The 19917-nt window shown below is 53.1% G+C and carries 18 protein-coding genes; 7 read left to right on the top strand and 11 right to left on the bottom strand.

Annotated features, from left to right (window positions below):
* Positions 1 to 25: 25 nt before the first annotated feature.
* Positions 26 to 496 (bottom strand): Spy/CpxP family protein refolding chaperone, encoded by a 471-nt coding sequence (locus tag H2508_RS02200; protein WP_182168764.1) that lies wholly within the window; start codon positions 494 to 496, stop codon positions 26 to 28.
* A 192-nt stretch (positions 497 to 688) separates the two neighbouring features.
* On the opposite strand from H2508_RS02200, the gene H2508_RS02195 reads away from it, so the two are divergent.
* Together H2508_RS02195 and H2508_RS02190 are read left to right on the top strand one after the other, a co-directional pair.
* Entirely contained in the window at positions 689 to 1387 is a 699-nt protein-coding gene (locus H2508_RS02195; protein WP_182168763.1) for a response regulator transcription factor, read from the top strand.
* The gene (locus H2508_RS02190; RefSeq protein WP_182168762.1) at positions 1387 to 2742 is read left to right on the top strand and encodes an ATP-binding protein; all 1356 of its coding nucleotides are present in this window, start codon (positions 1387 to 1389) and stop codon (positions 2740 to 2742) included. Before H2508_RS02195 ends, H2508_RS02190 begins: the two co-directional genes overlap by 1 nt.
* 56 nt (positions 2743 to 2798) lie before the next feature.
* On the opposite strand, the gene H2508_RS02185 is transcribed toward H2508_RS02190, so the two are convergent.
* Complete coding sequence (locus tag H2508_RS02185; protein WP_182168761.1) at positions 2799 to 3551, bottom strand: SDR family NAD(P)-dependent oxidoreductase; 753 nt, start codon at positions 3549 to 3551, stop codon at positions 2799 to 2801.
* A gap of 116 nt (positions 3552 to 3667) precedes the next feature.
* Positions 3668 to 4690, bottom strand: coding sequence for an AraC family transcriptional regulator (locus tag H2508_RS02180; protein WP_182168760.1), 1023 nt, complete (start codon positions 4688 to 4690; stop codon positions 3668 to 3670).
* 331 nt (positions 4691 to 5021) lie between these two features.
* Between H2508_RS02180 and H2508_RS02175 the strand changes: the two genes are divergently transcribed.
* Both H2508_RS02175 and H2508_RS15210 read left to right on the top strand, forming a co-directional pair.
* Positions 5022 to 5780, top strand: a complete 759-nt coding sequence (locus tag H2508_RS02175; RefSeq protein ID WP_182168759.1) for an SDR family NAD(P)-dependent oxidoreductase — start codon at positions 5022 to 5024, stop codon at positions 5778 to 5780.
* Entirely contained in the window at positions 5767 to 7899 is a 2133-nt protein-coding gene (locus tag H2508_RS15210) for an outer membrane protein assembly factor BamB family protein (protein WP_182168758.1), read from the top strand. The genes H2508_RS02175 and H2508_RS15210 overlap by 14 nt, the downstream gene beginning before the upstream one ends.
* Before the next feature lie 25 nt (positions 7900 to 7924).
* On the opposite strand, the gene H2508_RS02165 is transcribed toward H2508_RS15210, so the two are convergent.
* From H2508_RS02165 to H2508_RS02155, 3 genes are read right to left on the bottom strand one after another with little or no spacing between them, the layout of a single operon-like run.
* Complete coding sequence (locus H2508_RS02165; protein WP_182168757.1) at positions 7925 to 9004, bottom strand: alkene reductase; 1080 nt, start codon at positions 9002 to 9004, stop codon at positions 7925 to 7927.
* Positions 9005 to 9028: 24 nt separating this feature from the next.
* Positions 9029 to 9670, bottom strand: a complete 642-nt coding sequence (locus H2508_RS02160) for a nuclear transport factor 2 family protein (RefSeq protein ID WP_182168756.1) — start codon at positions 9668 to 9670, stop codon at positions 9029 to 9031.
* A gap of 3 nt (positions 9671 to 9673) precedes the next feature.
* The gene (locus tag H2508_RS02155; protein ID WP_182168755.1) at positions 9674 to 10444 is read right to left on the bottom strand and encodes an SDR family NAD(P)-dependent oxidoreductase; all 771 of its coding nucleotides are present in this window, start codon (positions 10442 to 10444) and stop codon (positions 9674 to 9676) included.
* Between the two features lie 246 nt (positions 10445 to 10690).
* Here H2508_RS02155 and H2508_RS02150 point away from each other — a divergent pair, with 246 nt between their 5' ends.
* Positions 10691 to 11680 (top strand): Rieske 2Fe-2S domain-containing protein, encoded by a 990-nt coding sequence (locus H2508_RS02150; RefSeq protein WP_182168754.1) that lies wholly within the window; start codon positions 10691 to 10693, stop codon positions 11678 to 11680.
* A gap of 126 nt (positions 11681 to 11806) precedes the next feature.
* On the opposite strand, the gene H2508_RS02145 is transcribed toward H2508_RS02150, so the two are convergent.
* Complete coding sequence (locus H2508_RS02145; protein WP_182168753.1) at positions 11807 to 13531, bottom strand: SLC13 family permease; 1725 nt, start codon at positions 13529 to 13531, stop codon at positions 11807 to 11809.
* A gap of 424 nt (positions 13532 to 13955) precedes the next feature.
* On the opposite strand from H2508_RS02145, the gene H2508_RS02140 reads away from it, so the two are divergent.
* Positions 13956 to 15221, top strand: coding sequence for a DegT/DnrJ/EryC1/StrS family aminotransferase (locus H2508_RS02140; RefSeq protein ID WP_182168752.1), 1266 nt, complete (start codon positions 13956 to 13958; stop codon positions 15219 to 15221).
* A 35-nt stretch (positions 15222 to 15256) separates the two neighbouring features.
* Here the strand turns inward: H2508_RS02140 and H2508_RS02135 are convergent, their stop codons facing one another.
* From H2508_RS02135 to H2508_RS02120, 4 genes are all read right to left on the bottom strand, one after another.
* On the bottom strand, positions 15257 to 16084 hold the full coding sequence (locus H2508_RS02135; RefSeq protein WP_182168751.1) for an SMP-30/gluconolactonase/LRE family protein: 828 nt from the start codon (positions 16082 to 16084) through the stop codon (positions 15257 to 15259).
* 50 nt (positions 16085 to 16134) lie between these two features.
* Positions 16135 to 16605, bottom strand: a complete 471-nt coding sequence (locus H2508_RS02130) for an FKBP-type peptidyl-prolyl cis-trans isomerase (RefSeq protein WP_220463555.1) — start codon at positions 16603 to 16605, stop codon at positions 16135 to 16137.
* A 161-nt stretch (positions 16606 to 16766) separates the two neighbouring features.
* Positions 16767 to 16973, bottom strand: a complete 207-nt coding sequence (locus tag H2508_RS02125; protein WP_182168750.1) for a cold-shock protein — start codon at positions 16971 to 16973, stop codon at positions 16767 to 16769.
* Positions 16974 to 17242: 269 nt separating this feature from the next.
* The gene (locus H2508_RS02120) at positions 17243 to 18241 is read right to left on the bottom strand and encodes a helix-turn-helix transcriptional regulator (RefSeq protein ID WP_182168749.1); all 999 of its coding nucleotides are present in this window, start codon (positions 18239 to 18241) and stop codon (positions 17243 to 17245) included.
* A 142-nt stretch (positions 18242 to 18383) separates the two neighbouring features.
* On the opposite strand from H2508_RS02120, the gene H2508_RS02115 reads away from it, so the two are divergent.
* Complete coding sequence (locus H2508_RS02115) at positions 18384 to 19895, top strand: flavin-containing monooxygenase (protein WP_182168748.1); 1512 nt, start codon at positions 18384 to 18386, stop codon at positions 19893 to 19895.
* Positions 19896 to 19917 lie beyond the last annotated feature (22 nt).

The following is a 19917-nucleotide window of genomic DNA, read 5'->3' as shown; positions in this document are numbered from 1 at the left end:
AGCTAGCCTGAGTGGCTGGCTCTGCTTAGTGATCCATCTTGTGCTGGCCTTTCTTGTGATGGCCGCGCTTAGCGTGTCCTTTTCGGTCAGCGTGATGCTGTTTCAGCTTGCTACGCTGTTCTTCGCTCAGCAACTCCCGCAATTGCTGCTTAGCTTTGACACTTTGAAAGGTCATGCGGCTGGTAATCTGACCAATTTCATCTGCCTTAGCCTGTACTGCAGCTGCATCAAAGTCCCCGTCAAAGTCCCGCAGCTCTCGCTTCAATTCCATCAAGCGTTTACGATCAGCTTGCTTTTGGCTCATATTTGACTGAAACACTTGCTTGATCTCGCTTTGCTGGCTTTCGCTCAAATCAAGTAGTTTCGTCATGCGCTCCAGTTTAGCCTCGTGAGAATGCTCACCACTGTGGGGAACTTGCGCGTAACTCACAGCCGCACCTAGTAGCGCCACACTTAAGGCTGCACTAACTAGACTTTTCTTTAATATCCTTTGCATCGTCATTCTCCTTGTATGCAGATCAGACCCTGCCTTGTAGGCAGGACTTGCTAAACAGTATAGGAGCTACTCAGCCTAAACTCTGCAACTAAGATGTAAAGATAGGTTAAGTTAAGGTAGGAAAAGTTAAGCCGCGTGACAATCTGTGGCTGATTGACGACAATTTCAGCACTATTAACGCGGGCTCGATAAATGGATATTAAGGTCCTCATCATAGACGATGACGTGGAGCTATGTGAACTGCTCAGTGAGTTCCTCGCCTTAGAAGGTTTTCTTAGCCACGCTATCCACAACGGCCAAGAAGCTCTCGAACACTGCAAAGAACATCACTATGAGCTCATCATTCTCGATGTCATGCTGCCGGGCATGCAGGGCTTGGATGTATTGCGTGCTTTGCGCAAGTTCACGCAAACTCCGGTGTTAATGCTTACCGCCCGCGGTGAGGATACCGACCGCATCGTAGGGCTGGAGCTCGGTGCTGACGACTACTTAGCCAAACCCTGTAACCCGCGTGAATTAGCTGCTCGCCTACGCGCCATTTTACGCCGGGTACGACCCACTCAAGAGCACAGCACTGAACTGCGCGTCGGTGAACTACAACTCAACAGCAGTCAACGCCAAGCTAGTTACGCCAATGCCGAGCTACCGCTCACCAGTGCTGAGTTTAATGTGCTCTTCAGCTTGCTGTCCCGCGCTGGACAAGTAGTGGATAAAGACACGCTGTGCCGTGAAGCTTTGGGTCGCCCGCTCTCTGCCTATGACCGCAGTATCGATGTACACATCAGTAAAATTCGTCGCAAGCTGGCCGAGCTCGGTGGCGAACAGTTAGTACTGAGTGTGCGAGGTGTTGGTTACCAATATGCGGCAGATAGCCAAGAGCGCGGCCAGTAATGCTGCGCAACAGCTTATATTTGAAACTTTTTGTCGGTTTCTGGCTAATCAGTAGCGGCATTCTTGCCAGCTGGCTACTCGTCGCAAGCTACCTCGATTCACAGCCACGGCAAGTAGTCGAAATTAACAAACCGGGGCCGCCACCTCGCTTTGTGTTACGCCTAATCTATCAATTGCAAAACCTACCCGAGAGCGAGCTGCCCGCACTGCTGAGCGAGCAGCAGTCAAAGCGCATGGATATCTATCTCATTGATCTTCAAGGTCGGGATATGCTTGGGCGTACTGTGCCGGATATCGTACAGCTGGCCGCCCAGCAAATTACTCCTCAGCAGCGCAGCACCGTACTAAAAGCCGATGGCAGGCCACCCGTTGCCGGCTATGCTATTTACCGTCAAGAACAGGGCTTGTTACGTGTAGTACTGCAGTTTAAAGCTCAGCGACACTCTGTCCTGCGTGCCTTAGGTGACAAGCTATGGTTACGCGCCCTATTGGCAGTGCTGATGAGTGGCTTGCTGTGTTACCTACTGTCGCGCTTAATGACCCGGCGCTTAGAGCAACTAAAGCACACTGCCGGCGAACTCGCCGCAGGTCACTTAGACAGTCGCATTGCGGTACGCGACAGTGGCGGCGATGAGACCGATGACTTGGCGCGCAGTTTTAATACCATGGCCGAACAACTGCAGCGCCGGATCAATGCCCAAAAAAGACTCCTCAGTGACGTCTCTCACGAATTGCGCTCACCTTTAGCGCGCTTAAAAATTGCCCTCGCGCTCGCCCAACAAGCTCCCTCACAAAGGCCTTTGCAATTGCAGCGTATCGAGCGAGAAGCGGATAGATTGGAAGAGTTAATCGAGCAGTTACTCAGTACTCAGGCAGCTAATCAAGTGATGGACGAGCACATAGACCTAGTGACTCTGCTGCAAAGTCTCTGTGCTGATGCCGACTTTGAAGCGCACTCCAAAGAGCGCGGGGTAAGTTTCAGCACAGATTTAGCACAAGCACTCGTGACTACTCGAGGCGACTTACTGCGCAAGAGCTTCGAGAATATTTTGCGTAACGCTGTCCAGCACACTGCAGTTAATAGCAGGGTACAGGTGCAGTTAAAGACTGTAGCCAACCACTATGAAGTCAGCATTCAGGATGCCGGACCTGGCATTCCAGAGTCAGAGTTAGATCGCATTTTTGATGCGTTTTACCGAGTTGATGATACTCGTTCACGCACTAGCGGTGGTTACGGCTTAGGGCTCTCGATTGCGCAGCGAGCCATTAATCAGCACTCGGGAAGCATACGAGCTGAAAATACCGCTGCAGGTCTGCTAGTACTAGTGCTGTTACCTAGGTATCGCGAATCTTAGCTGCAATGGACTGTGTAGGGCGCAGCAAAACAGGCCCTACACAGTTGTGCGATCAATTAGCCTAGATAAGCTTGACCGCCATCGAGCGCAATACTCTGGCCGTTGACATAGGCTGAGTAGTCGCTGCATAAAATTGCCACAAAACGACCAATATCATCTTCACAGTGCCCAATGCGGCGCTGTGGAATGCTAGCAATAAATTCTTTCGCTTCTTCGGGGCGATTGGTGGTCCACCACTCCAAGCCTGGGGACATTGCATGTGGCAGAATCGCATTGCAACGAATACCTTCGTGTCCCCATTCACAGGCCGCGGCACGGGTAAGCGAACGAATAGCCTCTTTAGTGGCTGCATAGCCACCGTAGCCCGTCATATCCCATCGTTTGGCCGCACTACTGGCTAGATTGATGATCACGCCGTCACCTTTGAGGTGCGGATAGCACAGTTTCATCAGACGGAAAGTCGCCAGCGGACCAGACTCCCAGCCGCGGTTGAATTTCTCATCATCCAGGTCATGCAAAGTTCCCAGCGGCACTTCTTGAGCATTGTTGACCAGAATGTTCAGAGCACCAAAGTGAGCGACAGCCTGTTCGACGGTCTCCTTCATCGACTGTGCATCTTTAACATCACAGACCAGTGGCAGTGCTTCTACACCACGCTCTCTGACCAGTTCGCAGGTTGTTTCCAGCTTCTCCAGTGTTCGACCAGTGACAACCACCTTGGCCCCTTCGCTCGCTAAAGCCAGAGCGATACCCTGCCCCACGCCCTGACCGGCACCTGTAATTAGAGCAACCTTGTTCTGTAATAACATTTACGCTTCTCCCAGCAATCTTTGGTTTTCGTTTATCAAGGGCCCAGAGTAAGACAGGGTCTAAAAGAATGACAGTGAACAACCCCTCAGGGAGAAAAATTATCCCCTTGGGTTAATCAATGGCTACTATCCCAAGCTTCTCCTAAGCTCACCATCCGGTCGCGATAGGCTTTAGGGGTCTGACCAGTCCATGATTTAAATGAGCGCACAAAGGAGCTCGGCTCGGTAAAACCCAGATATTCCGCCACAGCGGAAACTTTAGCGCCTTCATTGAGTAACTTATCAATCGCGACATAGCAGCGCACTTCGTCTTTGAGGTTTTGATAATTGGTGCCCTCACGCTGCAAGCGCCTGCGCACACTGGACTCAGACATCATCAACTGTGCCGCTACTTCTTCTAGCGATGGCAGTGGGCCAGGAAGGTCTATCGTAATCAAAGACTTGATCGCCACACTGGTACTAAAGGGCTGTTGATCAATAGCAATCAACTGGTACACCGCATTGGCCAGAAAGCCCTTTAGGGAGCCTTCCGTTTGCACCACTCGGCGAGATAAGTGCTCGGCCGACATCAACAGTGCGGTTTGATCCGCATTAAACTCAACCGGGCAATGGAACACGGCCTCGAGCCGCTGAGTGTAGCTGTCGTTGCGCGCTGGCGCTGCCACAGTCACCGCTTCCACCTCTATCGGCTGTCCAGTGAGCCAGCCACAGAGGGCGTGCCAGACCAATAAGCCCGAGGCCCGGGCCACCGGCTCCTGAAAACCTTCTCGATCCCAGCTATCGAGCATCAGAGCCTCGCTGGCATCGTCTAGGTCTAAATCATAAATTAAACTGACCGAGTCCTTATCTTCACTCAGTCGCATGCGACGATGTAGTTGTGGGTAGAGTAAGTTATCAAAACGCTGCGCTAGCTTAAGGGCATCGCCCAGCGTACGGGCACTGATCATGCAGTGACACATCAGCTCAAAGCTTTCGGTACCAATACCGGCCCCCCAAGGCACCGTCCGGCCGAGCTTTTGTAACTGCTCGGCTGCTGCTTGATAAAGGCGACAGTACTGTTGCGCAGGCAGTAAATATTCCGGTGGCAAGTGTTTTAAGCGCTCGGGAACTAAGCCCGCGCTATGCAGGATCTCTGACACATCTAGACCCAGATGTCTCAGATACCCGACCAGCCTAGAAAACTGGAAAGCGCTTACTGTGATGTCTCTCATGTATGCCCCATTATGCTATGTGGCGGAATATATCAATGAAGATGGTGCCTACGGCGCTGTCAGCATGGCGCCACCTGCGTACCATGCTATACAGCTACTCTTATGATGATAAGAGTTTTAGCTCAGATCAATAAACTGTACTCGAGTGACGCTAGAACGGCATAATGCAGATTATATCAAAGGGCTCTATAGTACTGTGCGGCGCAACGACATGACTAGCCAACAGCTTGTGAGCAGCCATCACTAACTGGAGAAAATAATGGGATTACTGGAAGGAAAGACAGGAATTGTAACCGGCGCTGGCCAGGGGATCGGCCGGGCCATTGCACTATCGTACGCCCGTGAAGGTGCACGGGTTGTGATCGCAGACTTCAATGCAGAAGCGGGCAACGAGACCGTTCGCCTGATTACCGACAATGGCGGAACTGCCATCTTCGTACACGGTGACGTGAGCAAAGAAGACTCTGTTAAAGCCATGGTCGAGGCCGCTACCAGTACCTATGGCCGTCTAGATATAGCCTGTAATAGTGCTGCGGTAAGCCGTGGCCACGGCCCAATCCACGAGTTCCAGCGCGAAGAGTTCGACCAAACAGTAGAAATGTGCCTGACCAACACCTGGATGTGCATGAAGTACGAAATACCAGCCATGCTGGAATCCGGTGGTGGCGCCATCGTTAATATTTCCTCTAACGCCTCCTTAAAAGGACAGGCTTTCAACACCGCCTATGCCACCGCTAAAGCGGGCGTCAACATCCTCACCAAGAGCTCTGCAGCAGAATACGGTGGCCAAGGCATTCGTATTAACGCCGTATCGCCTGGCGTTATCCGCACTCCCGGTGTAGAAAAATACTTTGAGGAACAGCCTAAAATCGCTGAAGGCCTAAAAAAGGTCGCCGTCCTGAACCGCCTGGGCGAACCCAATGAAATCGCCGAAGCGGTTACTTTTTTAAGCAGTGATCGCGCTTCCTTTATTACTGGACAAATTCTCAGTGTGGATGGTGGCGGTGCGGTACGTTAAATCTCTTGCAGCTCAGTGCTGCTTTTTAATTGCTTCATTAACTAGCGCGGCCCAGGCTCAGGATTACGAGGGCTGGAAAACCTATGGTGGCGATCAAGGCAACAGCCACTATTCCAGCCTGAATCAGGTTAATCGCGACAACGTCGGCGAGCTACAACTAGCCTGGAGCTACCACAGCGCAGCGGGAGCAGAACTACCAAGCAGTTCCGAGCTGCAAATCAACCCGATTGTTATTGATGGTGTGCTCTACGGCCGTAATCCACTGTATAACGTGTTTGCCTTAGATGCCGACACAGGTAACGAGCGCTGGACCTTTAGCCCTCCGGCTGAGCACGTTGGCTTATCCAACATGCGCGGCCTCAGCTATTGGCCCGGCAACGAGGAACTCCCGGCGCGGATCTTCTTCACGACTGGGCACTTCTTGATGGCACTGGACGCCGACAAGGGCCACTTGCTAAAGAGTTTTGGTCAGGATGGCCGAGTCGATTTGCGCCAAGGCCTGGGTCGTAACATCGATGATATCAGTGTCAACGCCCCCTCCCCCGGAGTGATCTTTGACAACCTAATCATTATGGGTTCGGCGGTTACCGAAACCTCCGGTGCAGCCCCCGGTGACATCCGCGCCTATGATGTGCGCAGCGGGGACTTGGTGTGGACTTTCCACACCATCCCCCAGCCAGGTGAGTTTGGCTACGATACTTGGCCCAAAGAGGCTTGGAAAACAGCCGGCGGCGCCAACGCTTGGGCGGGAATGAGTATCGATGAAGCCCGTGGCATAGTCTACGTGCCGACAGGCTCACCGACCCCTGACTTTGATGGTTCCTCGCGCCACGGTGCCAATCTGTTCAGCAACACGGTTATCGCGCTCGATGCCCGCAGCGGCAAGCGTTTGTGGCATTACCAAGCAGTCCATCATGATCTCTGGGATAGGGACTTAAGTTCGGCACCGACACTGGTCGATATTGAGATTGATGGCAAAACGCAGGCTTGGCTGGCTCAGGCTTCCAAGCAAGGCGTGGTCTACCTGCTCGATCGAGAGACTGGGCAAGCGGTATTTCCCATTGAGGAAGTGCCAGTACCCGCCTCAGATATTCCCGGTCAATCGGCCTATCCAACCCAGCCTAAAGTAACCCTGCCCGAACCCTTTACTCGCCAGAGCATGGGGCCGGAAGACCTCACCGACATCAACCCAGAGGCCCACGCCTACGCCAAGGAGCAGTGGCAGCAAGTACAAGATTTTGCCTACATGCGTCCACCGGGCTTGAAACCCAGCGTACTATTTCCTGGCTTTTACGGCGGCGCCAACTGGGGTGGCGGTGCTTACGACCCCGAATCAGGCCTGTACTATATCAACGCCATGGAAGCGCCCAATTTGGTGCAAATGGAAGCGATTGAAGTCGATAAAGGCAGTGAACTCGGCCTCGGGCAGTACCTGTTCCGAGAGCAGTGCAGTGGCTGTCACGGTGTCGACTTACAGGGCTTCTACCCCTACGCCCCAGCGCTAACTGGCATTGAGCAACGCCTTGGCAAACGCGAAGCACACCAGGTTGTAGCTGAAGGGAAAGGCCGGATGATGCCCTTCAGTCACCTCAACCAGCATGAGCGCGATGCCATCGTGGATTATGTCTTCGCTCATAGTCGCGGCGACGTCAGCAGCCAATCCGAAAATGTGGATGCTGAAAAAGAAACGCGCTATGTCTTCGCTGGCTATAAGGATTTCGTCGACCAGCGCTACTATCCTGCGGTGAAACCACCCTGGGGTACTCTGACCGCCATCGATCTGGCCTCAGGCAAGCGCCGCTGGCAAATTCCTTTGGGCGAGTACGAAGAGCTAACTAAAGAAGGCGTGGCACCGACCGGTACACGCAACTTCGGTGGCCCAGTGGTTACCGCGGGTGGACTGCTGATCATTGCCGCCACCTCCGATGAAAAGCTGCGCATATTTGACAAGACCAGTGGTGAGCTCTTGTGGCAATACCAGTTGCCTGCAGCGGGCTACGCCACACCTAGCACCTATATGCACAATGGCCGACAGTACATTGTCATTACCTGCAGCGGTGGCAAGCTAGGCACCGCCACCGGCGATGCCTATTTGGCCTTTGCCCTACCCCAGCCCTAGGCTGGGGAGGCTTTAGCAGCAGTTATTAAGCGCCAGCGCGCTCTTCTTCCTGCAGTGTTGGGTAGGAGGTATAGCCTTCGGGACCCGGGGTGTACATAGTGGCTAGGTCAAACTCCGCTAATGACGCCCCACTGCGCCAACGCTCAACCAAATCAGGGTTGGCGATGAAGGGACGACCAAATGACACCGCAGCAATTTCGCCCGCCGATACCACTTTTTGTGCTTCGTCAAAGCTGAAGCTCTCGTTGGCAATGACTCGGTCACCAAAGTAGCGCTTGGCCAATGCGATATTATCTACCCGCCCAGTAGGCATGCGAATAACGTGCAGATAAGCCAAGTCCAGCTTAGCGGCTTCGCTAAGTAAATAATCGAAGGTGGCCTGTGGGTCTTCGTCGGAGAGATCGTTGAAGGGGTTATCTGGGCAAATACGCATGCCCACTTTAGCGCTGCCGCCAACGCTGGACATGGCCTCTAGGGCCTCCAACACAAAGCGCGCTCGATTCTCGACCGAGCCACCGTAGCTATCCTGACGCTGGTTAGTACCAGTGCTGAGGAATTGCGCTGGCAAGTAACCACTGGTGCAGTGCAATTCAACCGCGTCAAAACCTGCGGCAAAGGCATTCTCCGTCGCCTGTCGGTACTCCTCAATAATGCTAGGAATTTCTTCTAGCTTCAGTTCACGGGGCATTTCCATCTGCTGCATGCCCTGTTGGTCGGTAAACATTTTAGCCTTGGCCTGGATCGCTGATGGCGCCACGGTTTCGCTACCGGCTGGCTTATTCAATGCGCTGGCCACTCGGCCTACGTGCATCAGCTGAGCGGTGATACGACCACCTGCCGCGTGAACGGCGTCACAGACTTCGCGCCAAGCTGCCACTTGCTGCTCGTTGTATATACCGGGTGTTCGGCAATAGCCCAAACCATCTGCGCTTGGGGCAATACCTTCACTAATAATCATGCCGGCGCTAGCGCGCTGGCGATAGTATTCGACCATTTCAGGGGTCGGTACGCCATCGGTATCCGCGCGGCTGCGCGTCATTGGGGCCATAATAATACGATTAGAGAGTGATAACTCACCCAGTTTTACGGGACTAAATAAATCCATCTGTTCTATTTTCCTGCGTTAGTGCTAGCGCACTCGAATTTTGGGTTCAGCAGCATCGCGCCGCATTGTCTTAAGGAACTCGTCTATAGGAGCCGGGGCTGCGACTTCAGCCACATTGTCACCCGGGGGATTGTCCCAGAATTCATGCCACGAGGGCCACAGGGCGTGAAAAGCCCCTTCATATTGCTCGCGGTCAGGCCAGCGCATCTTGTTGTCGCCAATCGGCGGCTTGTTCAGATCAGTCGCATACCAATAGCAGGGCAGACGACGCCGGAAGTACCAGCGACCATCGATGCGCTCGTAGTTATCCCAGTACAACATCTGCATGATGACCCACTCCGTATCGCCATTGGCACAGGGGGTTTCATGCTCATTCTTGGAATACACCACACCGTGAGCGTGATCTGGATCATCGAACTCAATAATGTGATTACCTATGTGGTGAGAAGTGCCAGTGAACTGCAGGCGCAAGGTATCATCCAGCCAGTGCTTGAGGTGCTCGCGACCCGTTTTATCGCGACTTACTCTGATGTCGTGGGCAAACAAGTTCACGTGAGCATCGAGGTCACGCATGTCCAAGGACAGGGAGTATTTGGCCGCGAGCTGACGAATTTCATCCAGCGACTCTAAACGGTCAATACGGGCAAGTAGTTGTGAATCAGTCATAGCTTAGTCCCAGCTCGCTGTACCAGTATTTAGCTCCGCGGTGCGCCCACCATCTACCACTAACTCAGCGCCGGTAATGTAGGAGGCCTCGTCACTGGCCAAGAACAGAATTGCGTTAGCACACTCCATAGGGTCGCCAATACGCTTAATTGGAATAGAGCGAGCAGTGGCTTCCTGAGCAGCCTCATCGGGCAACACCGCTGCTGTAGGAGGGGTCAAGAAGGCACCTGGGATCACCGTGTTCACTCGAACCTTACCACCCCATTCGATCGCCGCATTACGCGACAAGCCTAGCATCGCCGCCTTAGCCGCGGAGTAGCCAGCCGTCGCTGGAGAGCCCTTAAGACCACAAACTGAGGACACGTTAACTACTGAGCCTTGGTTTTTGCTCAGCTGTGGGTAGGCTTCACGCATCAAGAACATGGCGCCATCGAGCGATACAATGAAGTTTTGACGCCAGGCCTTAGTATCGTGGTTTTTCAGCATGCCAGGCACCATCAGCACAGCGTTATTCACCACGATATCTAAGCGCCCGTAAGCCGCTACAGTCGCCTCAACCAAGGCCTTGACCGCATCTTCGTTGGTAATATCGGTAACATGAGCCATGGCGGTGCCGCCAGCAGACTCAATTTGATCGACCACACTTTGCAATTCTTCCAAGCGCCGGGCTGCCAGTACCACGCGAGCACCCTCTTGAGCCAAACGCAGCGCGGTTGCCGCGCCAATGCCCTGGCTTGAGCCGGTGACAATGGCCACTTTATCCTGCAATCTCATCCTATTTCTCCACTATAATGGGTTGCTATCTAAGGACTGCAGAGCTTAGGCGCCGCCTGTAGGTGGGTCAACAAAGCTAGGCTTGCATATCCTTGTAACTCGGGCTGCCTAAGGCATTAATCACCGAGAGTATAGCTATTTACGCGAGTAACGAAGCACACAGTTTTTGCAAGTCATTACATTGACAGGCACTCTGTCTTAAAGTGTTCGTTTACGATTCACACAATTGATCGAGGTCACTATACCATGAGCAATCGCATTCCAATGCCCATCCCTTTCGGCTGGTTCCAGGTCGCCTACTCCCACGAGCTCACATCCGATGAGTCAGTGCCCCTGCGCTACTTTGACACCGATCTGGTCATGTTCCGCACTGAATCCGGTGAGGCTAAAGTGCTCGATGCATACTGCCCACATATGGGAGCACACTTAGGCTATGGTATCCGCGGCAAAGCCGGTGGCGGCGCCGAAGTGAAAGGCGACTCAGTTATCTGCCCCTTCCACGGCTGGGCCTATAACGGCGAAGGCAAATGTACCGATGTCCCCTACGCCACCAACCTACCGCCCAAAGTCGCGCGCTGTGAAGAAGTTATTCGCCCCTGGCATGTCCGCGAACTGAACCAGTGCATTTTTGTCTGGTACCACCCGGACAACATCGACCCGACCTTTGAGCCTGACGTAGTGCCTGAAGCGGCGGCCGATAACGACGATTGGGGCTCCTTCAAGATCAAAACATGGGACATTCCTACGCACACCCAGGAAGTCGGTGAAAACGCTGTTGATGCGGCACACTTCCTCTATGTACACGGCACCAAGGATATTCCTACTCCCGAAGACGTGGTTTTCGATGGCATCCACCGCTCTGGTCGCTTTGTCAGCAAGCTGAAAACTCCCAAAGGCGATGTCAATGGTGTTATCGCTAATGCCAGCACTGGCCCAGGACAGGCAACTGTGCGCTTCAGTGGCATTTGTGACACAGTTCTGATGGCTAACCTGACGCCGGTCGACCGCGAGAACAGCAAAGCGTTTTACGCCTTTATTCAGAAAAAAGTGGACGGTAAAGAGCCCGTTGGCGGTGTCGCCGATGCGATCGTTGCCGATATCCACAAACAGATGGAAGAAGACATCATCATCTGGGAGCGCAAGCAGTACTTCGAGAAACCACTGCTCTGTGACAACGACGGCCCCTTTGCTAAATTCCGCAAATGGTACGCCCAGTTCTACACTGAAGATTTTTAAGATCGACCAACTAAGGGCCTAAGCCCGAAGTCCTTCCAAGCCAAGCCCAGCCACCGCGCTGGGCTTGGTGTTTTAGGCCAGCTATTAAATACTCCCGCTAGGCGCAGTGCGTCTAATGAGACGCTCTCAGAAAGGAAAGACCCAAGGCAGCATGGTCAATACCACCAGTGAGTAAGTGATCGACAAGGGAAGACCACTGCGCACATAATCTCGCAGCGCATAGCCTCCCAAGTTCTGCACCATAAGGTTGGTGGTGTAACCATAGGGCGTCAAGAAGCTAGCACTAGCACCGTAGGCAACTGCCATCACAAAAGGCATGTGACTCAAACCAAAGCTCTCCGCCAGCCCAAAAGCGATGGGAAAGCTCAGTGCGGCAGCGGCATTATTGGTCATCAACTCTGTCAGCAGCAAAGTTCCCAAATAAATACCTGCCAGGGCCGCATAGGGCCCTAATACCGCTAAATGATGGTGCAGGCCGTCAGCCACTATTGCGACCAGTCCGGAGTTGGTTAAAGCCTGAGAGAGGGTCAAGGCAGAGGCGATAATCAACCAAATCTCAAAAGGAAAGCGGCGGCGCAGCTCTGAGGCACGGATTAGCTTCAGGCCAAGCATGCAGACCAAAAGAAAGGCCAGGCCCGTGATGAGAGGCAGCTGCTCTATCGAGGCCAGCACCACTACTGCCAGCAAGGTAATACTGACAAACCAGTTCTGTAGCGGCGTAGTGCTTGCTCCGTTGACCGTATCATCGATCACCACGAAGTTTTTGCCGAGGTTATTGCGGTCGTGAAAGTCGGGCCCCGTGGCTAGCATCAATTTATCACCGGCTTGGATGGTAATGTTCCCCAGCTTGCCCGATAAACGCTTACCACCGCGGCTCATGCCAACCACTGCCGCATCAAACAAAGAGCGGAAGCCACTGTCTTTAATAGTCTTGCCCTCAATAGTCGCACTGGGCATGACAATGACTTCCATCATGTTTTCTCGCAACAAGCCTTCATCCACCGCAAACAGATGCAGGCCATCAAAGGCATCGAGGGCACTGACCTGTGTGATGTCGCCAGAGAAAATCAGCTTGTCACCAGCCTCGATATATTCGCTCGGCGCGACTGGCGAGATCATGTGCTCATCACGCACAATTTCTACTAAGAACAGCGCCTCTAGATCGCGCAAGCGGTTCTCAGCAATCGTGCGACCGACCAGGGAGGACTCCGCCCCGACCTCGGCTTCGATCACGTACTCATTGACATCGACCTTCTCGGCACTGTCAGTGGGCAAGAGCCGCGAAGCGCCAAGCATGACCAGCAATCCAAGCACGGTGGCACTGCCGCCGACGATAAGAAAATCAAAAAATGCTAAGCCCTGCCCTGTCGCGTCTTCCAAAAAACTACTGACGATCAAGTTAGTAGAGGTGCCGATCAGGGTCATAGTGCCCCCTAAAATCGCCGCGTAAGACAAGGGAATGAGTAGACGAGAGGCCGGGTGATGGCGGTTATTACGCACGGTTTGGGCAAGGGTTGCCACCACTGCCGTATTGTTCACAAAAGCCGAAAACAGGGCTGTCACAGCCCCTAAGCGAAGCAGGCTAGCGGTAAAGCCGGGCGTGATCAGCTTGCCAGACAGGCGATTTAGCCAGGATAACTTCTCTAGCCCGACTGACACCAGCAACAACAGTACCAAGGTAACCAGACCATTGTTGGTGGCTTTGGACAGCACATCGTTAGTGCTAACTAAACCGAGGAAATAAGCTACCAACATAACGCCCACGAAAATATTCGTAGCGGACCAATCGCTGAAGATCAAACTGCCCAACAAAATCAGAAACAGGCCTGAAATCAACAGCTGGTCAATCATTATGCATTCTCATACCAAACTCTAGTAGGGCCGCAAAGGATACGCGGAAGCACTCGGCAGCGACAAGCTCCCGCCGAGCTAAGCACTCTATCAATATCGCATAAGCTAATAACCACTGCCGGGAGATGGAGCAAAGGCTAAGAAGTGGTTGTGTATCAGGTTGGCGAAGTGCAAGCAGACCCTTAATATCCGCCAGCGCCACTCTGCGACACTGCAGCCCTGACTAAACCACCCTACTCTCTAGCTTATCCTTAGGACAGTAGAACTGCAGCCAACTGAGGTCAATACGCCAGACCGATTTGTTGAACTGCCGCTTAGATTGTTTCACTGTCGCCAGTGAAGCTATGTCAAAGCACTGAGCTACATGCTTCTATTTTTTAGCTAAGCTCACAAAGCACCATTACTTATAAGGATAAGCCAAGCAATGAAGAACAAAACACTCAGCCCGCGCGTTGTGCGCTACGGTGGCGCCGCCTATGGTCAAGAAGAAATTGATGCAGTGAATGCGGTATTAGCCGACCCAATGGGCATGGTGCCGGGTAAAAAAGTTTGCGAGTTTGAACAAATCGTCGCCCAGTTTATGGGCAAACGCCACGGGGTGATGGTTAACTCCGGGTCTTCGGCGCTGTTAATTGCCATGCGTCTTGCCAACCTCCCCAGCGGCAGCGAAGTTATTACTCCTGCGCTGACCTTTTCTACTGACGTCGCTAGCATCTATCAAGCGGGTTATCGCCCAGTGTTCATTGACGTGGGACTTGATGATTACCAAATACAAGTGGATCGAATAGAACAAGCCATTGGCGAAGATACTCGGGCCATTCTAATCCCCGATTTAATCGGTGGCATTTGTGATTGGGATAAAGTGCGCGAGATCGCCGATCGGCATGATCTATTAGTGATCCACGACTCCGCGGACACTTTAGGCGGCACACTACGCGGGCGCAAAACGGCAACACGCGCAGACATTTCTATTACTAGCTTCTCGATATTTCACATTATCACCGCCTTAGGTAATGGCGGTATGGTGTTCTTTGACGATGAGGCCTACCTCGATCGGGCATTGAGTTTGCGCGCTTGGGGCCGCTCCTCAGAAAAATACATGTTTGGCAGCAAAGTAGCCGAGAGCGATGGTCGCTTTTTAGAGCAGCTTGACGGCGTGGATTACGATTCTCTGTTTATCTTTGAAGACCTTGCTTACGGCTTTATTCCCAATGAAGCTGGCGCAGCTTTTGGTATTGCCCAAATGGAGCGCATTGATGAGCTGTGGCAAAAACGCAACGACCGCTTTCAGCGCTACTATGAATTTTTCGCCGACTACCCTGAGCAGTTCATCGTCCCGCGGCTGTTGCCAGAGACCGAGACAACCTGGCTGTGTTTCCCCATACAGATCCATCCTAGCACTGGCTGGAGTCGCAAACGCCTGCAGATGCATTTAGAAGACAGCGGGGTATTTTCCCGGGTGATTTTCTCCGGCAACATCACTCGTCACCCGATGCTGCAAGGGAGGGAATACCGGGTACACGAAGCCGGCCTTGGCAACTGCGATCAGATTATGGAGAACGGTGTGATGCTGCCCTGCCACCCCACTATGACAGAAGATGACTGCGCCTATGTACAACAGGTGCTGAGGGAATTTATTGAAGCCGATGGCAAACCCGCAGCCGTTCCCGGGGCGCCGGCACGCTCTTGAGGCGGCGCTGAGATGCGCTTTACGAGTGGGCCGATTTACAGAGCTTTAAGGTCGACCCGCTCGATGCGACCGCTTCTATATTTCTCACAATCGGCTGCTGCGGTATGAGCCGAGGTACAGACTAAGAGTGAGTTGCCGTCATCGCTTATCGCACAGGCATAGCAGTCTTGGCTTAAACTGAGCTCGTGGCTTATCTTGCCACCCCCTTCTACCCGAATAAGACCAGTGCCCGGTGCGGCAACCCAAATCCCACCCTCTGCGTCGAGGCAGATACCGTCCGGAAGGCGGCCCCCTAAATCAGCCCACACTCGGCGCTCAGACAAGCTCGCATCTGCCCCTAAATTAAAGGCGGTCAACTGCTTAGTGAAGGTCTCTGCCACCACTAAAGTGCGCCCTTGGTCGCAAAGCACAGCGCCATTGGGAAAGGCCATGGCATCAGCGGCTAGTTCAGGCTCGGCACCAGGACGCACCCGAATCAGGGAAGCTTCTCTAAACGCTTCTCCGCCAAACAGGTCGTAGCCAAAGTGCCCTACGAAAGCCGTGCCATCGGGGCAGACCAACATATCATTGCAGTGCCCTGCGGCAAGACCTGATAAATCAGCCAACTCAGTGAGCGTATCACCATCCCACTGCAGCAATTTGCGATCCATCATGGAAACCACGAGTAACTTACCATCAGGCGTCCAACCGAGCCCAGATGGACGATTGACTACCTCAAGCTGACGCTCTAACACGCCCTCTAAGCTCAGGCTGTAGACCCCGTAAGTATAGAAATCTGAGAACCAAAGCTTGCCATCTCGCCAGCGAGGGCCCTCCGGAAAGGTCAGGCCATCAGCTAACACTTCAGTGGTCACTTTACGCATTCTTCAGTCCTCGATGAGTTTCCTAGACCGACGGGGCCAAGCTCAGCTTGTTAGTGCGCGTGGCCGTGAGCAATTTCTTCTTCTGTGGCGTTGCGAACTTCAAGCACTTCTACATCAAAATGCAGGGTCTCGCCTGCTAAAGGGTGATTGGCATCAATTGTGACAGTGTCACCTTCAACATCCCTGACCACAATGCGCTGTACGCTGCCGTCGGGTGCTTCAGATTGAAAAGCCATACCCGGCTCAATGGTATCGATACCTTGAAACATGCTGCGCTCAACTTGTTGAATAAGCTCAGCTTGTATTTCGCCATAGGCTTCTTCAGCCGGCACGGCAACACTCACTTGAGCACCGCTGGCCTTGCCAACTAAAGCGTTTTCCAAACCGATAATGAGATTACCGGCGCCATGAAGGTATTTCAACGGCTCGGCACCAGCGGAATTTTCAATTTCGTTGCCCTGGGCATCGGACAGTTTGTAGTGAAGGCTAACAACGGCATTATCGCCAATAAGCAAGGACATAGGAGGCTCCTGTTAGGAAAAGATCAGCGTGCGAAACGCTAAATAGAAATGTGTAAGAGATGCCTGACTGGCGCCCAATGGGCTAGAGCAGCCGGCTGGGGAAAAAGAAAAGCCGGCGATAAATATCGCCGGCTTTTGCTCGAGGAGAAAACGGTGTCGAATTATACGACTACGATGTTTTCTGCCTGAGGACCTTTTTGGCCTTGAGTTACAGTGAACTCAACTTTCTGGCCTTCGACCAGAGTTTTAAAGCCAGAGCCGCTGATGGCGCTGAAGTGGGCAAAAACGTCTGGACCTGATTCTTGCTCAATAAAGCCGAAGCCTTTAGTTTCGTTAAACCACTTAACGGTGCCGGTGCTGGTAGACATAATAACTTCCTGATATTTCAAAAATAATGATTGCCCTGTCAAAGGCGGGTTTAGCTTGGAGAGTATTGCAGTTACTTATGAATAGCAGGCGAGGTACTAACAGCGAGACTTCGTTCGGGAATGCATAAATAGATCAAAACTTTCAAGCCTGTTCAGTATAAAGGCATCAACAGCTTCGTCAATGCCTAATTAGTGGAAAAGTACCGACTCCCCCAAGGATGGCCTGTTTTGTGAAATAAACCCCAACTCTGGCAGCCAAGAGAATGTCATTACTCTGCTAACTGCTGAGCTTGCCGCCACTTCAGCGGTGCGCAGGCAAACCACTGGTGAAAGGCGCGCCGAAAGGCAGCGCTATCACTAAAGCCCAAGTGACTAGCAACCTGCCCGACGCTCAACTCCCGGCGCTGTAAGAGCTTAGTGGCAGCCTCCTTCAAACACTGCTCACGCAGCAGGCGAAAACTGCTGCCGCGTTCACGCAAGCGGCGGCGCAGGGTGGATAGCGGTATCTCTAAAGTAGCGGCGATCTCAGCTTGCGTGGGCAAGCCACGGCCACGCTCCAAAGCGGCGCTCAGCAAAGCGCTTACCTGCTCGCTCAAATCCCCGCTGTGCAGGCCAAAGACCGCGCAGGGAAAGCCCTGAAAAAATGCGGGGAATTCACTGCCACTGCGCACACAGGGCCAGCTCATAGCCCTGCGATCAAAAACCAATGCATAGTGCTCGCCACCGGACAATACAGGTGCCCGAAACAACTTGAGAAATGGCAGTACGTTCTCTCTCACAATCGGGCCGATAAACACCTGCTGCAGGGGCAGCTCCCGCCCTGACAGCCACTGTAATAACTGCCGATAAGCAAACAAACCGGTAATGTCCACCAAGCTACTTGCGGTAGTTGTTCGCAGGCGCAGAGAGTCAAGTTGCAGCAGCGCTGTATCGCCCTTAATCAACAAGCTCAATTGACCGGCACGAGGATAAAGCATGGCGCTAAAGCGGCAGCATATATCAATCGCCGAAGCCAAGTCCGGGGCAGTTAGGGCGCTGCGACACATCATCTCAACCGCATCCCTAGCCATCGATGCTTCACCTTCGTCGCGAGTCACTTGCTGCTCGAGTAACTGAACTGCATCGAGGTACCAGCGAGTGAAGGCTGCTAAATTCTGTGGTGGCCCAGCTGGTGGCGCGATATCAGCCGCCACTAACTCATCACGAAGTAGCCCAAGCAGTGGCTCAAATGAGGCCAACAGCTCTGTCTGAAGCGCAGGCTGCGTCATTCTGATCTCCTAGGATAAAGGAACTAATAGCATAGCAATTGCTGAGCACTTATGTAGTTATAGTTGATCACTTAAGTTATGCCTTGTTTACTAGGCAAGCGCTAAGCTGAGGCTATTACTTTTACCTTTGGAGCAAGTCGAAATGACAGATACCACTACTGAGCGTGATTTACGCGTGGTCGTTCTCGGTGCAGGCATGGCCGGCATCCTAGCTGGCATTAACTTAATGAAGCAGGGCTATCGCAATATCGCCATCTACGAAAAGGCCGATCGGGTGGGCGGCACCTGGCGTGAAAACACCTATCCGGGTCTGACCTGTGATGTGCCCTCCCACCACTACACTTACTCATTTGAACGCAACCCAGACTGGACACGGCACCTGCCTCCCGGCGCTGAAATCCAGCAGTACTTTGAGCGCACTGCAGCCAAATACGCTGTCAATGAGATCATCCAGTTTAAGCAAGAAGCCACCGCCGCTAAGTTCAAAGATGGCCGCTGGTACCTAGACTTCGACAGTGGCCACAGTGATATCGCCGATGTCCTGATTGCAGCCACTGGCGTGCTGCACAAGCCCAGTTACCCCAAGATTGAAGGCGCTGATAGCTTCACTGGGGACATTTTCCACAGTGCCCGCTGGGATCATTCAGTGGCACTGGAAGGCAAGCGCATCGGGATCATCGGCAATGGCTCAACCGGCGTGCAAATTGTCTCTGCACTGGCTGGGAAAGTGGCCAAATTAAAGCATTTTCAACGCACGGCGCAGTGGATTATGCCGGTCGAAAACGGCTATTTCTCTGAACAAGAGCGCGCTGCCTTCCAAGACCCTGCGGCACTCGAAGAAGCCATGCAGACCGAGCTTTACAAGGCCTCGGTGGAACAATATACCCAAGCTATTACCGATCAGGAGTCTGAGGGCGCCAAGCAACTGGCCGAGGCCTGCTTGAACAATCTCGAGCAGAGCGTGAAGGATCCAGAGTTGCGCGAGCGCCTGCGCCCCGATCACACTCCGCTATGTAAGCGCCTAATCTTTTCGCCGGACTACTATCAAGCCATTCAGCACCCTAACTCCGAGTTGCTGACTGATGGCATTGAGCGGATTGAGCCCCAGGGGATACGCACTCGCGATGGTCAACTGCACGAGCTAGATGTCATCGTTTTCGCCACCGGCTTCCACGCCGACTGCTTTATGCGACCAATGACTATTACTGGTCGCAACGGCGCCGACCTCGAGGACTTTTGGCAGGACCACCCCAAGGCCTATCTCGCCATCTCCATGCCAGACTTCCCCAACTTATTTATGCTCAACGGCCCCTGCGGCCCAATTGGCAACTTCTCTCTAATCGATATTGCCGAGCATCAATGGCACTACATTGAGCAACTTCTGGCGCGTTTACGCAGCGGCGATTGCAGGGAGATCGCTCCGAGCCATGAAGTGATGAATAGCTACGAGTCAAAACGCGTAGCCGCAGCAAAAGAAACCGTGTGGTTTAAAGGGGGCTGCGTAAGTTGGTACTTGGATAAAAACGGTATTCCCGCCAGCTGGCCCTGGAATTTTTCACACTTCGTAGAGCTGATGTCTGAGCCCGACTGGCAGGCCTTTGGCTTAGAGGCTCCAGCCCAAAACAGGGCACAAGTAGCAGCCGAGCTGACATAAACCCTCACAGCTCACAATATAC

It is taken from the genome of Sediminihaliea albiluteola (assembly GCF_014077625.1).
GTDB classification, from domain to species: Bacteria; Pseudomonadota; Gammaproteobacteria; order Pseudomonadales; family Halieaceae; genus Sediminihaliea; species Sediminihaliea albiluteola.
The sequence above is the reverse complement of the archived record's forward strand: the minus strand, read 5'-3'. Positions and strand labels throughout refer to the sequence as shown.

Coding starts and splice junctions, on each gene's coding strand:
- H2508_RS02200 (WP_182168764.1), bottom strand. CDS start 496: ATGCAAAGGATATTAAAGAAAAGTCTAGTTAGTGCAGCCTTAAGTGTG.
- H2508_RS02195 (WP_182168763.1), top strand. CDS start 689: ATGGATATTAAGGTCCTCATCATAGACGATGACGTGGAGCTATGTGAA.
- H2508_RS02190 (WP_182168762.1), top strand. CDS start 1,387: ATGCTGCGCAACAGCTTATATTTGAAACTTTTTGTCGGTTTCTGGCTA.
- H2508_RS02185 (WP_182168761.1), bottom strand. CDS start 3,551: ATGTTATTACAGAACAAGGTTGCTCTAATTACAGGTGCCGGTCAGGGC.
- H2508_RS02175 (WP_182168759.1), top strand. CDS start 5,022: ATGGGATTACTGGAAGGAAAGACAGGAATTGTAACCGGCGCTGGCCAG.
- H2508_RS02165 (WP_182168757.1), bottom strand. CDS start 9,004: ATGGATTTATTTAGTCCCGTAAAACTGGGTGAGTTATCACTCTCTAAT.
- H2508_RS02160 (WP_182168756.1), bottom strand. CDS start 9,670: ATGACTGATTCACAACTACTTGCCCGTATTGACCGTTTAGAGTCGCTG.
- H2508_RS02155 (WP_182168755.1), bottom strand. CDS start 10,444: ATGAGATTGCAGGATAAAGTGGCCATTGTCACCGGCTCAAGCCAGGGC.
- H2508_RS02150 (WP_182168754.1), top strand. CDS start 10,691: ATGAGCAATCGCATTCCAATGCCCATCCCTTTCGGCTGGTTCCAGGTC.
- H2508_RS02145 (WP_182168753.1), bottom strand. CDS start 13,531: ATGATTGACCAGCTGTTGATTTCAGGCCTGTTTCTGATTTTGTTGGGC.
- H2508_RS02140 (WP_182168752.1), top strand. CDS start 13,956: ATGAAGAACAAAACACTCAGCCCGCGCGTTGTGCGCTACGGTGGCGCC.
- H2508_RS02135 (WP_182168751.1), bottom strand. CDS start 16,084: ATGCGTAAAGTGACCACTGAAGTGTTAGCTGATGGCCTGACCTTTCCG.
- H2508_RS02130 (WP_220463555.1), bottom strand. CDS start 16,605: ATGTCCTTGCTTATTGGCGATAATGCCGTTGTTAGCCTTCACTACAAA.
- H2508_RS02125 (WP_182168750.1), bottom strand. CDS start 16,973: ATGTCTACCAGCACCGGCACCGTTAAGTGGTTTAACGAAACTAAAGGC.
- H2508_RS02120 (WP_182168749.1), bottom strand. CDS start 18,241: ATGACGCAGCCTGCGCTTCAGACAGAGCTGTTGGCCTCATTTGAGCCA.
- H2508_RS02115 (WP_182168748.1), top strand. CDS start 18,384: ATGACAGATACCACTACTGAGCGTGATTTACGCGTGGTCGTTCTCGGT.